11 protein-coding genes and 1 pseudogene are annotated in these 13,775 nt (G+C 57.1%); 9 read left to right on the plus strand and 3 right to left on the minus strand.

Features of this window, described 5'->3' with window-relative positions; genetic code table 11:
* Nucleotides 1-16: 16 nt before the first annotated feature.
* Nucleotides 17-1,483, minus strand: a complete 1,467-nt coding sequence (locus tag CGLUCO_RS05840) for a cutinase family protein (RefSeq protein ID WP_005396199.1) — start codon at nt 1,481-1,483, stop codon at nt 17-19.
* A 389-nt stretch (nt 1,484-1,872) separates the two neighbouring features.
* On the opposite strand from CGLUCO_RS05840, the gene infC reads away from it, so the two are divergent.
* Genes infC through rplT form a run of 3 tightly spaced genes read left to right on the plus strand, consistent with a single transcriptional unit; the run spans nt 1,873 to nt 3,073 of the window.
* Nucleotides 1,873-2,394 carry a translation initiation factor IF-3 gene (gene infC / locus CGLUCO_RS05845; protein WP_081446562.1) on the plus strand — a complete coding sequence of 174 codons (522 nt, stop codon included), beginning with the start codon at nt 1,873-1,875 and terminating at the stop codon, nt 2,392-2,394.
* A 43-nt stretch (nt 2,395-2,437) separates the two neighbouring features.
* On the plus strand, nt 2,438-2,632 hold the full coding sequence (gene rpmI / locus CGLUCO_RS05850) for a 50S ribosomal protein L35 (protein ID WP_005392402.1): 195 nt from the start codon (nt 2,438-2,440) through the stop codon (nt 2,630-2,632).
* Between the two features lie 54 nt (nt 2,633-2,686).
* The gene (gene rplT, locus CGLUCO_RS05855) at nt 2,687-3,073 is read left to right on the plus strand and encodes a 50S ribosomal protein L20 (protein ID WP_005392403.1); all 387 of its coding nucleotides are present in this window, start codon (nt 2,687-2,689) and stop codon (nt 3,071-3,073) included.
* A 237-nt stretch (nt 3,074-3,310) separates the two neighbouring features.
* Here rplT and CGLUCO_RS05860 read toward each other — a convergent pair whose 3' ends face one another.
* A complete protein-coding gene (locus CGLUCO_RS05860) occupies nt 3,311-4,243 on the minus strand; it encodes a diacylglycerol kinase family protein (protein ID WP_005396202.1) in 933 nt (310 codons plus the stop codon).
* 851 nt (nt 4,244-5,094) lie between these two features.
* On the opposite strand from CGLUCO_RS05860, the gene CGLUCO_RS05865 reads away from it, so the two are divergent.
* Both CGLUCO_RS05865 and CGLUCO_RS05870 read left to right on the plus strand, forming a co-directional pair.
* Nucleotides 5,095-5,631 carry a TM2 domain-containing protein gene (locus CGLUCO_RS05865; protein ID WP_232621851.1) on the plus strand — a complete coding sequence of 179 codons (537 nt, stop codon included), beginning with the start codon at nt 5,095-5,097 and terminating at the stop codon, nt 5,629-5,631.
* A 371-nt stretch (nt 5,632-6,002) separates the two neighbouring features.
* A pseudogene (locus tag CGLUCO_RS05870) lies at nt 6,003-6,806 on the plus strand (TrmH family RNA methyltransferase); the annotation flags it as partial.
* A gap of 602 nt (nt 6,807-7,408) precedes the next feature.
* Here the strand turns inward: CGLUCO_RS05870 and CGLUCO_RS05875 are convergent.
* Nucleotides 7,409-7,540 carry a hypothetical protein gene (locus CGLUCO_RS05875; protein WP_005392410.1) on the minus strand — a complete coding sequence of 44 codons (132 nt, stop codon included), beginning with the start codon at nt 7,538-7,540 and terminating at the stop codon, nt 7,409-7,411.
* 70 nt (nt 7,541-7,610) lie between these two features.
* Here CGLUCO_RS05875 and pheS point away from each other — a divergent pair, with 70 nt between their 5' ends.
* The 4 genes from pheS (at nt 7,611) to CGLUCO_RS05895 (ending at nt 13,517) form a co-directional block, all read left to right on the plus strand.
* Nucleotides 7,611-8,618: a phenylalanine--tRNA ligase subunit alpha gene (gene pheS / locus CGLUCO_RS05880; protein WP_198481516.1), complete on the plus strand. Its 1,008-nt coding sequence runs from the start codon at nt 7,611-7,613 to the stop codon at nt 8,616-8,618.
* Between the two features lie 120 nt (nt 8,619-8,738).
* Nucleotides 8,739-11,267, plus strand: coding sequence for a phenylalanine--tRNA ligase subunit beta (gene pheT / locus CGLUCO_RS05885; RefSeq protein ID WP_084036145.1), 2,529 nt, complete (start codon nt 8,739-8,741; stop codon nt 11,265-11,267).
* Between the two features lie 443 nt (nt 11,268-11,710).
* A complete protein-coding gene (locus tag CGLUCO_RS05890) occupies nt 11,711-12,574 on the plus strand; it encodes a formate/nitrite transporter family protein (protein ID WP_232621850.1) in 864 nt (287 codons plus the stop codon).
* Nucleotides 12,575-13,040: 466 nt separating this feature from the next.
* Complete coding sequence (locus tag CGLUCO_RS05895; protein ID WP_005392417.1) at nt 13,041-13,517, plus strand: arginine repressor; 477 nt, start codon at nt 13,041-13,043, stop codon at nt 13,515-13,517.
* Nucleotides 13,518-13,775 lie beyond the last annotated feature (258 nt).

Raw genomic sequence — 13,775 nt, forward strand, 5'->3', positions numbered from 1 at the left:
TGGGATTCCTTCAGGACTAGGAACTGCCGCTATCAGTTTTGAGGATGGTGGCAGCTCGCGCGGCTAGCCAGTCATCTGCAAAGTCAGAGCCGTTGCGGTCGCCAACCTTGAAGTGCCCATCGAAATAGGAGATATGGGCAAACCCGAAATCTCCGGCGACAGCCATCGATTCGATCAAGTTCGCGTTAGCTGGGTCTTCCAAAAGCGGGGAGAGACCGGTCTGAGTTGCAATGAATTGGCCTAAATTAGACACATCCCGTCGGGTAGCGGACGCGCGGCCATCGCCGGGAGCGTCGAATGGCTCCTCGGCGGTGAATACGAGTCGCGTTGACTCGGTTGCCAGCGTGATGATGGCTGCAGCATCGGGGGAGAGTGTCTCTACCTGGGAAGCCAGGCCTTCAGCTGCAGGCAGAAGGTACTCGGCCGTATTTCCCTTAGCCGCCAACCCGGGGGTGGCAGCGATGAGAGAAAGCGCTACTAGCTGCGCAAAGTTAAGATCCGGGCGTGTGTGGTCAACGACGATCTTCAGATAGCTCGCTACCTCCACAAGTGCGGCGGTAATGCTGAGGATGTTGATCCAGTCCAGACCTGCGGTGATGAGGGCTGTGTCGAGGGGAATTCCAGCTTCGAGCTGTCCCCTGACACTGTCGATCGCTTTACTAGTTTGGTCATCCGCGAGGCCTGGCAAATCGACACGATTGGCAAAGTTTGCGACATCGCGGATGAGCGAGCCCTCGTGAATCGAGCAGGCCATGTCGTTGCTGTCGCAGATGGAGATAACTGTGCCTTCGAGACCAGTAAAAGGTGTCGGACGGGCGCCCGTCATGCCGACTCGACCGGGTAAGACACCGGTGGACCCGCCGACGATGATTTCGCCGTTGGCGGCAAAGACGCCACCGTTCTTTGCGGCGAGGTCCGCCTGGTCCTGTGTCGGCTTGTCGATGATAGGTGAGCGTCCGGGGTCTGCGACCAGGACAACGCCACCGATTTGTTCCGGTTTGACGTGAGAAACACGACCGGCTGCGACCTCGGCGGCGGCATTTCCGATCACTGATGCGCCTTGGGAATACCCGACCAGGAAGAATTTTGTGCTGGGGCAGCGTCGACCAAGACGTGTTAATTCGGCGGTGGCCGTCTCCACACCGGCCAAGACTGACTCCCCATACGTAGCGGCCTCGGAGCTTACCGGCCCTGGCGTTAATGCGTTGATGCGCCCGAGACTTGCTGGATAGGCAACGTTAAACCCGGCAACATTGCGAACACCAAATTCTTGCTGAAGCTTATCGGTTGGATTCCAGCCGCTGGTGTACAGGGGGATCGGGTCCGCTGTCTGAGCTCTGTTCGAATATCCGGTACCTGCCGCCTGTATGACGAGGATGGGTGTGCAACCAGGGAAAGCGTGAGCGGTGTCCGGTGTGAGAACTGCAGTTGCTGGTGCCAGAACACTGGCAGCTGTTAGTAAGACGGCGAGACGGCGGTGCATGGGGTATAATTTTAACCGTTCAATAGACACTCTTTCTTGCAAAGTGTCTCTGTCTAGTGGGTCGTGCGTCGGACAGCGCAGTCGATTGATGTGCATTAAATGTGTACGACAGTCTGGATTTGGCGTTTTTGCCACGGTGTGTTATATTGCAACAGCTACCGCGTTAATGCGGTGTACATCAAGTGGAGGTCCCTCCCACCAGATGCCGCCCGGTTTATCCGGGAAGGATAATGGTTATACTCTCATCCTCGGATGTAGAGCGTACGGATCTCCCACGTGCTGGCAACAGCAGGTGGGATTTTTTGTATGGGGAAAGCGCTTGACTGTCCATCAAAGCAACATGCGCGGTCGAAACTAACCGTAAATTTTCTGTGAATTGAGGAGTCCACATCAGCGCTGAAGCTCGCATCAATGAGCGAATCCGAGTTCCCGAGGTCCGTCTAATCGGGCCTAGTGGTGAGCAGGTTGGCATCGTTAAGGTTAAGGATGCTCAACGGCTCGCGTACGACGCCGACCTTGATCTGGTCGAAGTCGCACCCAAGGCTAAGCCTCCCGTGTGCAAAATCATGGACTACGGGAAATACAAGTATGAGCAGGCACAGAAAGCTCGCGAGGCTCGGAAGAACCAGCAGCAGACTGTGGTCAAGGAGCAGAAGCTTCGTCCCAAGATCGATGATCACGATTACGAGACGAAGAAGGGCAATGTCGTCCGCTTCCTCGAGAAAGGCTCGAAGGTAAAGGTGACCATTATGTTCCGTGGTAGGGAGCAATCCCGTCCGGAGCTAGGTTATCGCCTGCTAGAGCGTCTCGCTGAGGACGTCAAGGACTACGGCACCGTCGAGTCCCGCCCGAAACAGGACGGCCGCAATATGACGATGGTTCTCGGTCCTGTCCGCAAGGGCAAGAAGTAAACCATCTGCAAGCAGATCTTTTAAGAGAGTAAGGACTTATCCCATGAAGCAGAAGACCCACAAGGGCATGGCTAAGCGTGTGAAGATTTCTGGCAAGGGCAAGCTCCGCCGTGAGCGTGCTGGCCGTCGCCACCTTCTTGAGAGCAAGCCTTCGAAGCGCACCCGCCGTCTCAAGGGCACCGTGGACGTTGCCCCGGCAGACGTCAAGCGCGTAAAGCGCCTTCTTGGCAAGGCATAAGTCGCCTCGCCCATAGTCCGATATATCAAGCTATAAACCGAAGGAAGTATCAAGATGGCACGTGTGAAGCGTTCAGTTAACGCCAAGAAGAAGCGTCGCGAAATCCTCAAGTCCGCTAAGGGCTACCGTGGCCAGCGTTCCCGCCTGTACCGTAAGGCCAAGGAGCAGTGGCTGCACTCTATGACGTACGCTTACCGCGATCGTCGTAAGCGTAAGAGCCAGTTCCGTCGCCTGTGGATTACCCGTATCAACGCGGCTGCACGCATGAACGGCATTACCTACAACCGTCTCATCCAGGGCCTGCGCCTTGCTGAGATCGAGGTTGATCGCAAGATCCTCGCTGAGCTCGCCGTGAATGATTTCGCTGCGTTCTCCGCTATCTGCGAGGCTGCTAAGAACGCCCTCCCTGAGGACGTCAACGCCCCGAAGAACGCTGCTTAAGCGATAAAAGCGTAACGCTTTGCTAGCCGCCCCCGGTTTCCGGCGGGCGGCTTTTGCTTTTGTCAAAGCCCAAGGGACGAAACAGTAGACATGGGGTATACAGGAGGGGATAGAGGAGCTAGGGGAGGACGTAGGCCTCGTCACATCAATGATGGGCGACGGGGGTTCACGTCGCCGATGGGTGTAGGCGGAAGATATGGGTGCCTGCTAGCTCTACGCCTGCGCTTGAAAAAGAAGCTACGGGACGAAAAAGAGCCCGGCCGCAGGAGCGATGTCAACTTCAATGGGAGGATCGCTCACAAAGTCCCCGTCGGAAAACACAGGCGCGCCTTCGAGCTCAACGCGGACATGCTTGGCGTGGTACGTGTTTACGCCATCTTGGCTGGAGAATTCTCCGCGAAAGATTTTCGGGAAGGTTTTGAGCGCTTGTGGAATACTCATCCCGTAAATTACGGTGATATCCAGCAGTCCGTCGGTGTGGTCAGCATCCGGACTGATTTTCATGCCTCCCCCGTAGGAACTCGTGATACCCACTGCGACGGTGGTGAAAAGATCCTGTTCCAAAACATGCTTGTGATCGAGAGTGATCTTTGCGGGGTATCCATGGAAATTGAGAGCTTCGAGTAACACAGCCAACACGTACCGGGGTGTACCTTTCGGCCATGACAACCGGTTGGTTCTGGCATTGACACGTGAATCGAAGCCACAACAGGTTATGGTTGCAAAATACTCGCGCACGCCTTCGGCGGTGGTGTGGATTCCAAGATCTGCGTGTTGTGTTTTTCCGGCAGCGATAAGACGAGCTGCTTTGACCGGGTTTCGTGGTAACCCGTAATGGTGCGCAAAGTCGTTGCCCGTGCCCGCAGGGATAATACCCATCGGGACATCCGTCCCAGCTTGTGATTGCAAGACATGGTGGATGAGTCCGTCACCACCGGACACCACAATCGCATCGATGTGGCGATCTCGGATCATCCATGATGCGATCTCGCGTGTGGAGTCGGGGTCGAGTCCAGTTGCTGACGTTACGTTGACACCGTGACGGACAAACTCCGCTGCGGCCGCTGCCGTCGCTTCCTGTGACCGGTTCCCGGATTCAGGGTTTGTGATGATGCCGACCCGCTTGATGGTTCGCTTTTCGGGTGCGTAGTCGTCGGGTAGAGCTGTCACAGATGACCTTTCTTCTCAGCGGGCGGGGCGAGAGCCCCGAAAGGGGCAACACATGCTACCTTTCGCCAATTATAGACATACCTACATTGGGGCCGCCCGTTGGAAAATTTCCTATTGTGATGTCCGAATCGACCAGGCAACAGCGGTAGCAGGACCCCGAAGCGACTGTTCGCTTGGTGCAATACCTGGCCTTGGCTGCTCTACGGTGTTACCGACGATACTGACGTGCTCGCTCCTTGAGTTCCTTTACACAAGGGATACTCGGTACCCCGCGTGAGAGGTTCGAGCTAATCAGCTCTTTATCGGCAGAGGAGAAACGACTCGTTCAACGTGTGGCGGTTCAATGTTTTGTCAATGTTTTGTGTCTTGTGCCCGGAGAGCCTTGGAATCGAATCTCGTTGACCTCGGAGTGCCTTGGACTACAGGCGTGAATCGGGTGCGGGCAGTGAAGGACGGGAAAATGGCCATTGCAGAGGCTAGGGGAGGCCAGGTGAGCCACGTATTGGCTTTTTGACGCTAGGGTCATGGTATGGACGTGCAAGGGTTACGTAGGAGGCTAAACAGCGGATAGCGATTGCTCCATTGCAGATGTGGAAGGGGCAGTGCGTTCGCTAGCGGTGGTGTGGAAGGGACAATTTTCATCAGGCATCGCTGGGTGCTAGTGAGCGCGGATAATGGAGACACCCTGTGTCTGTGTTGAGGTATGGGTATGTTCGTGAGGCGTGTGGGAAGCGGTGTGGGACGGTCGCGGTAACATAGCGTGTATCACCGGGAGTCTGCGTTTGTAGGAAGCAGGTAGTCTTTCGACAGCGTTGGTGAAGAAAACCGATAGAGAAGAAAGCAGGAACACCATGTCGTCTCCATATAGTCCGGATGACTTCGACCGCGATGGCATGCCTATAAAGCGTAAGTATGGCAAGAAAGCGGGCTCCTCATCTATGGAGCAGGGAAGGTGGCAGACTCCACAAAACCTGCCGAGTTTTGGCGAGGCATCCTTTTCCAGCGAGCCTCCACGTGGGAATTCACCGAGTTGGCAGCAATCTGCGGGGCAGCAGTGGGGCGACAAAACTTCTCCAGCTCCCATGAACAATCCCTACGGTTTTTCTCAGGACGTGTCACCTATCAGCGACAAGAATTGGATCGTCGCTGCGCTTCTTCTTGCATTCGTAGGTGGTCTGGGTGTGCACAACTTCTACCTGGGAAAGACTAACTACGGCATCGGTCAGTTAGTTCTGAATATCGCCGGTTGGGGGCTCTTCGTGAGCATCCTCGGAATCCCCTTTGCTCTTGTGAGCTGGGGTATTCTCTCAGTTTGGTTGTTCATCGAATTCCTCATCCTCGTCATCAACGGGGGCACCGATGGTTACGGGAGGCCGATGCGCCCGTGAGCAACCAAAGGAATTCTTCTCGCTCTAACGGCGGGTTTAGGGCTCGATCCCGCTCGCATCGCAGCGCCTCCGAGGTAGATACCGGAGTGCGTGAGAGCGAAGCGCGGGACAGCCGTCGGAGTAGCGCTCGCGAAGAATACGGCAGTTACGATCCCGCAGCCAGCCACGAAAAGCGCAGCAAACGGGATCGGCAGTCGTCGTCCGAGCAACGGGAGAATCGGAGCTCCCGTGAACACCGACGTGGTAGGGGCGAGGCGCAGAAGTGGGGAGCGAACCGTAGAGATAATCACGATGGGCGGCGCGATTCCCGCCAGAGTGCTCGTCGCGGAGGCGAGGAGCACCGCAACCACGTAAAGGACGAGGAGCCGAAGGTGACCGCTACCGGCGAGCCGATTTTCACTGAACGGACACCTCGTGTCGTGAATGCTGCAAAGCTCAAACGATCCGCAGTGCGGAAAAAGGAGAAGCGCTTCCTCGTCGAGGGCGAAAATAGCGTGGAGGCGGCTGTCGCCACCGGTGCGGCAACCGACATTTTCCTGACGAAGTCGGCGGCCGCACGCTTTACGGATATTGTTGCCGCTGCCAAAGCTATGGGAATGTACGTGCATTTCATCGATGAAAAGGCAGCAAAGAGCCTCCAGGACACGGTTACGTCGACAGGTATCTTCGCCGTGTGTCGGGAAGTGCTGTGGTCTGCGCGTGACGTGCTCAATGGCCGTCCGAAGCTAGTCAGCGTTCCGGTAGAAACAAACGAACCCGGAAACGCAGGGACGCTTATCCGCGTTGCCGATGCCATGGGTGCAGATTGCGTGTTGTTCGCGGGCGACACGGTAGATCCCCAGTCGGGAAAAGCAGCGCGCAGCTCGGCTGGATCGCTGTTCCATATCCCCGTGGCGCGAGAGCGAAACATTATGAAGGTTGTCAGTATGCTTCGCGAACGCGGTCTGGCGATCGCCGCTACGGCGGCGGACGGCGAGGTGGATCTCACTGATGCTGAGGATCTTCTCTCCCAACCTACGGCGTGGCTGTTTGGTAATGAGGCTCATGGTCTGCCAGAGGAACTCCAGGCACAAGCGGATTACCGAGTCCGGATTCCCATTCGCGGTCGTGCGGAGTCTTTGAACCTAGCCACTGCAGCCTCCATTTGTCTGTTTGAATCATCGAAATACCAGGCGAAAGCTGCAGAATCCGCGCGTAGTGGGCAGATAAGTGAAGAGGACGTTCCCGAGGCTGCAGAGTTCGACGAGTTGAGCATCGCCGAACCCGACGAGTTCAGTGCCGCAGAGGCTGGTGAGCTCTCCGCTGGCAACCGTGAGGCCGAAAGCGATGACCTCTCGGTGGATGGAAACGTGCTCGACGGGTGTGAATCAGATACCAGCGGGTCGGAGGACATCTAGCTCCCTTCTACGCGCTTTTGCTGCCCTGTCGGTGTCCTGTCACTTTTGAATTCTCGGAAGTAACAGGACATGTGGCGTACAGGGGGAACCAAACGTCGAAAAGCGTGATGAGGAGACCTGAGAAGCAGTGAGCCTGATGAGTACGGCACCTACACGGGCACCCCTGAACTGCAAAATTAGGGCACAGCGGCGACGCGGTAGGAAACAAAACGGCGTGCAACGCGGATTCGTGGTGGCACACCCGCGGGGGAGCCTAGGCCACTGATCTCTGAGCACTCTGGCGAAAACTGTGCTGTTTTACGGTGCGTGAATCGGCGAAGCGGTGAGGGAAATGCCTGACCGAGTGGGTAGAACGCGTGAGGCTCGACTACATTAATACTTTACAAACACTTCTGGGCAGCGCGGATATCTTTTACCGCCAGCCCAGGAGATGTGGCGGAACGAACGTCGAGGTGACCGTGGGCGGAACCACCGTTGACTTCATCCGGCGGAGCCGTTCCAGGAAAAGACATAAACGTACATATACATACGGTAAAAGAGGAATTGCGAAAAGTGAGCGAAGTGCAGATCACCGAACAGGGAATGAACGAAGCCAGAGATGCGGCGATCGCTGCTTTCGACGCGGCAGGAAACCTCGAAGAGCTCTCCGCTGCGCGCCATGATCATCTCGGTGACGCAGCCCCCATCCCGCAGGCGCGCCGCTCGCTCGGTACCCTTCCCAAAGACCAGCGCAAGGATGCCGGCCGGCTCGTGAATATGGCCCGTGGCGCAGTGGAGAAGCATTACGCACAGGTTAAGAAGGAACTCGAGGAGAAGCGAAACGCTGAGGTTCTCGTCGCTGAGCGCGAAGATGTCACCGTTGCGTCCACGCGACGCCAGGTGGGTGCAATGCACCCGATTACCACCCTCAGCGAGGAAGTCGCAGACATCTTCGTCTCTATGGGCTGGGAGATCGCCGAAGGCCCCGAGGTGGAGGCCGAGTACTTCAACTTCGATGCTCTTAACTTCCTTCCCGACCACCCTGCGCGTACGCTCCAGGACACGTTTCATGTTGGGCCCGAGGGCTCGAAGCAGGTGCTGCGTACGCACACCTCGCCCGTGCAGGTGCGAACCTTGCTTTCCCGCGATCTTCCGGTCTACATTGCGTGCCCTGGCCGTGTGTTCCGCACGGATGAGCTTGATGCCACGCATACCCCCGTGTTCCACCAGGTGGAGGGGCTCGCCGTGGATAAGGGCTTGACCATGGCGCACCTCAAGGGCACCCTTGACCACTTGGCTAAGCGCCTGTTTGGCGAGGGCACAACCACGCGCATGCGCACGAATTACTTCCCGTTCACCGAGCCGTCGGCGGAAGTGGATGTATGGTTCCCCAACAAGAAGGGCGGAGCAGGCTGGATCGAGTGGGGTGGCTGTGGCATGGTCAACCCGAATGTGCTGCGCGCAGCAGGCATCGATCCCGAGGTGTACTCCGGCTTCGCATTCGGCATGGGCTTGGAGCGTACCCTGCAGTTCCGCAACGGGCTGAGCGATATGCGCGACATGGTCGAAGGCGACATCCGTTTCACTGCTCCGTTTGGTGTTCGCGCCTAGGAGGCGTAGAAGCACCGTGCACCACGTCTCGCATGCGGTTGATCGCATGGGGTCGTGGGGCACATCATCCGTAATAAACACTTAAATACGTAATTAACGTTCGAAAGAAGCCAACGCATTATGCTTATTTCTCAAGGTTGGGTCACTCGTCTCCTCCGCGCCAGCAATCCCGATCACGCCGATTGGTCCGTCAACAGTGAAGATCTCGACTCGGGATACGTCCGCGTCGGCTTTGAAACCGAAGGCTACGAACCTATCGAGGAGACGACCGGCCCGCTCGTTTTCGGCCGTGTGGAAAATATCGAAGAACTCACCGGTTTCAAAAAGCCGATCCGCAATTGCAAGGTCAATGTGGGCGAAGCCAACGGTACCGGTGAACTACAGAACATCATCTGTGGTGCCCGTAACTTCAAGGAAGGCGACCTCGTCGTCATCTCCCTCCCCGGCACTGTCCTGCCTGGTGGCTTCAAGATTTCCGCCCGCAAGACCTACGACCATGTCTCAGAGGGCATGATCTGCTCCGCTGCCGAATTGGGTCTCACCGATGCGCAGAACAAGGGCATCATTACGCTTCCCGACGACTTCGGCACCCCCGGTGAGCCTGCTGCTGAGAAGCTGGGGCTCAAGGAGACCGTATTCGATGTCAACATCACCCCAGACCGCGGCTACGCGCTATCAGCCCGCGGGCTGACCCGAGAGCTCGCCAGCGCTTTCAACCTGAACTTTGTTGATCCGGCCGAGGATCCAGAAGTAGCAGGGCTTGATCTGCCGGCCATTCCGGCAGCAACTGGACATGCGCCGATCGATATTTCCATCGACCCTAAGACGCAGACTCGTCGCTTTGGACTGCGCCACGTCACAGGCATCGACCCCGAGGCTGAGTCCCCCTACTGGCTGCAGCGGGAGCTCATGCTTTCTGGCCTCCGTCCGATCAACGCTCCAACGGATGTGACCAACTACGTCATGCTGCTCCTCGGACTACCCATGCACGCGTTCGATGCCGATAAGATCTCTGGCGGTCTCACCATCCGGAATGCGCAGAAGGGCGAGACCTTCCAAGCCATCGATCACACGAACCACAAGCTCCACGAGGAGGACGTAGTCATCTGCGACGAGACTGGTCCGCAGTCCCTCGCCGGCGTCATGGGAGGCACGACCTCGGAGATCGAGGACAACAAGACCACGAACGTGTTCTTCGAGGCTGCTGTGTGGGAGCCGGTTCGCGTCGCTCGCACGTCGAGGCGCCGGAAGATTTCCTCGGATGCGTCCCGACGCTACGAACGTGGCGTGGATGTTCAGCTCGTTGAGGTAGCGCTCGACATCGCCTGCGCTCTCCTGGTGAAAATCGCCGGTGGCGAAGCGACGGGCGAACGATTCCTATACGGTGAGGTAGCAGAGCCCGCTCCGATCACCATGGATATCGCCTACCCCAGCTCCGTTGCAGGCGTGGAATATGGTGCTGATGCTGTCGTCGGCCGCTTGGAGGAGATCGGCGCCACCGTCACCCGCGACGGCGGCACGCTCACCGTCGTTCCTCCGACGTGGCGCGGGGATCTGCAGGAAAAGTGCGACCTGGTCGAGGAGGTCACCCGCCTGGAGGGGTTGGATAAGATTCCGTCCATTATCCCGGTCGCTCCCGCCGGCGACGGCCTCAGCCAGTCGCAGCTGCGTCGCAGGCACGTGACGCACGCGCTCGCCTACAACGGCTACGTGGAAATTCTCCCCACCCCGTTCATCGCCACGGATACGTTTGATACGTGGGGCCTGGACAAGGACGATGAACGCCGTCAGGTGGTCACAGTGCAGAATCCGCTGGAATCCGATCGTGCTGTGTTGGGCACCACCCTTCTTCCCTCCATGCTCGACGCTGTCCGTCGCAATGTTGTTCGCGGGGCACACGACCTCGCCCTGTTTGGTGTCGAACAGGTGGCGATCAATCATGGTGATGGAAAGTCCCCGATGTTGGACACCTCCCACCGCCCGAGTGATGAAGAAGTCGCGCACCTTCGTGAGACCTTGCCCTCCCAGCCTCTGTATGCAGCCACAGTTGGGTGCGGAAACGAGGAGTTCGAAGGGCCGTGGGGCGAAGGACGTACGTACACCTTCGCAGATGCAATCGAATCTGCTCGCCTGGTTGCCCGCGCAGCAGACGTGGACATTACCGTGGAAAATGCCGACTACCTCCCGTGGCACCCGGGACGTTGTGCTGCCATCCTCGTCGATGGTGAGGTTGTTGGACATGCCGGTGAGCTGCATCCGCAGATCCTCGAGCGCCTTGGCCTGCCTAAGCGTACGTGCGCCATGGAGATGAATATCTCCGCGTTGCCGTTCGCGCCGTCCGCTCCGGCACCAGTTTTGTCTGCCTTCCCGACGAACCTCCAGGATGTTGCCCTCGTCGTTGACGAAGACGTGCCTGCCGAGGCCGTCCGCACTACGGTTCAGGAGGGTGCCGGTGAGCTTGCGGAGAAGGTAGAGCTTTTCGACGTCTACCGCTCGGAGTCCTTGGGAGAGAACAAGAAATCTTTGGCTTTCGCAGTGACCTTCCGTGCCCCTGACCGCACGCTAACCGACGATGAGGCTTCGGCTGCTCGCCACGCAGCTGTCGAGCTCGCCGCTGAGCGTCACGGAGCCGTTTTGCGCGGCGAGTAGCGTTCGTACAGTCCAAGATTTGTAGGCCACGGCAACTCATTGTTGCCGTGGCCCCGTTTTTTCCTGCCCTTCTCCGTCCTTTTTGGCCGGGTCACGTGGTAGTAAAGATTCAGGTTTGTGTAGGCGGAGACCTGGTGTCAGGAAAACTAGGACGACAGCTAAAGAGGAGGTACGAGAGCGAAGGAGGGGAACGGACATCGCGCGAAGGAGGGGAACGGACATCGCGCGAAGGAGGGGAACGGGGAACCGGGGCCACACAGAGGGGGTGCAAGTAGAGAATGCATGGGGTCGGCCTAATACACTGTTACCCACGCGAAGTTCGGGTATTCAGATCGGAGAGTTCTGGTTCGTTTACTTTCGTTTCCTCATCCCCGTGGTGCTGGCCGTTCATCGCAGCGATTGTTTTACTATCTACGCCTTTATTGGAAGAAAGTGAGTACCAGGTGTCAGACTACGTATCTGCAGTAGCACCTCCACAGATTATCGATGTCGCCCAAAAGGGGCTAAAAGGAAAGGCCTCGAAAGGCCTTGGCACGATCTTTATCTCCGCGATGTTCGCCGGGGCCATGATTGCGCTTGGCTTCGTCTTCTTCACCACCGTGAACACGGGAATGGGGGATGTTCCATTCGGAATTAAGAAGTTACTCGGTGGATTCGTCTTCTCCTGTGGCCTCGGAATGGTCGTGCTTACCGGTGCAGATCTTTTCACCTCCACATCAATGACCACGTTGCTCGCCATTGAGAACAAACTTTCCCCGAGCCGCCTGCTCACTCACTGGCTCGTTGTGTATTGTGGCAATTTCGTCGGTGCCTTACTCGTTGTTTTCGGTCTGTACGGTGCGGGCACGGCACAGCAGGCGGACGGTGCATGGGGCGCGGTCATCGTTTCCACTGCGACGGCCAAGGTGAACCACGGTTGGTTCGAAGCCCTGCTGCTCGGCATCTTCTGTAACGTCATGGTGTGCCTAGCCGTCTGGCTTTCGTTTGCCGGTCGCAGCCTTACCGACAAAATTGTGGCTGTGACATTGCCCATCGCTCTGTTTGTCGGCTCCGGTTTTGAACACTCCGTGGCGAACATGTTCATGATCCCGTTCGGTCTTCTTCTCAAGGCGCAAGGTAACCCAGACATCATTGCGGCCACGAACGGCCTGGATCTATCTAACCTCACCATGGGTGGTTTTCTCTGGGACAATTTGTTGCCGGTAACAATCGGCAACATTATCGGCGGTTCAATTGTGGCGCTCGGTATGTTGGCCATGAACCCCAACCGACCATCTCTCAAGGCCGAAAAGGAAGCTGCGAAGTAAGACTCTTCCCCAGCTCAACACGATAAGCGGTGGGACCCACAGTGTGGGTCCCACCGCTTTTGGTTGAATGGAACCTTTACGGGGATACGTCCCCACCTTTCTGTTTCTGTCGTCTTTGGCCTGTCCGAGGAGGTATGGCATTGAAAGGGTAGGGGGCACGGGTACTGAGCCGCTGGTTCGTGAGGCCGTCCACCACGGCACGAGGCTCATCGGAATGTGGAGCTGGACCTGGTCTCTTACCGAGTCCCATACCGATTTGCCGATAATGTGAATGAAACGGTGGAAAGGAGTGAGAATATGAAAGGAAAAATGCGTGCACCTCGCCTATATTCTGTTACACTCTGGATAGTATGCTATCCGATGTATGAAAATGAGTCAGGTTGTACTACAATCGGGCTAGCCCTAAAACCGTTACGAGGCCTCCGGAAGGACGGCTTTAGAAGAAAAGGAATAAATAAGATCGCCGATGTCCAATCCTGTTTCACGTACCGCCCGCCAGGCGCGGATCCTGGAAATCCTGGGCAAATCCAGGGTATCCAGCCAGGTGCAGCTCTCTGAGCTGCTTCTGGAAGACGGAATTGATATCACGCAGGCTACGTTGTCCCGTGATCTCGACGAGCTGGGGGCGAAGAAGATTCGTCCCGACAATGGTCGTGCGTTTTATGCTGTCGGCCCCATGGAGACAGACCTGAGCGGGTCGCCACATGGTCCACGTGAAAAGTTGCGGCGTATGCTCGATGAGATGCTTGTCAGTGTTGACCACTCGGGCAACATTGCGATGCTTCGCACCCCTCCGGGCGCAGCCCAATACCTTGCTAGCTTTATTGACAGGGTGGGGCTTAACGAGGTAGTTGGCTGTATTGCCGGCGATGACACTATCTTTGTGCTCGCTCGCGAACCGCTATCAGGTGCGGATTTGGGAGACATCTTCCTCAAGCGCTAAGCAAACCGGTGGCACAGGTGAGCAATCGGCTCCTTCATGTCATGCGTGTTGGCTCGAGTAAGCTGTTTTCCGGTTGTATTTTTGAGCTGTGAAGCAGCACCCCCTCGTTCGGGCGTAAACAACTCGTGTTTCAATAACCGGCCATGAGAGGTGCACCAGGTGATAGTGGTAGTTGGTAGCAGAAGCTATCAGACACGAGCACAGGTGTGCCGGGGATCAGTGCAAATTGGTGTTTAACTGGAATTTATCATGCGGAAG

The organism is Corynebacterium glucuronolyticum DSM 44120 (genome assembly GCF_030440595.1).
GTDB classification, from domain to species: domain Bacteria; phylum Actinomycetota; class Actinomycetes; order Mycobacteriales; family Mycobacteriaceae; genus Corynebacterium; species Corynebacterium glucuronolyticum.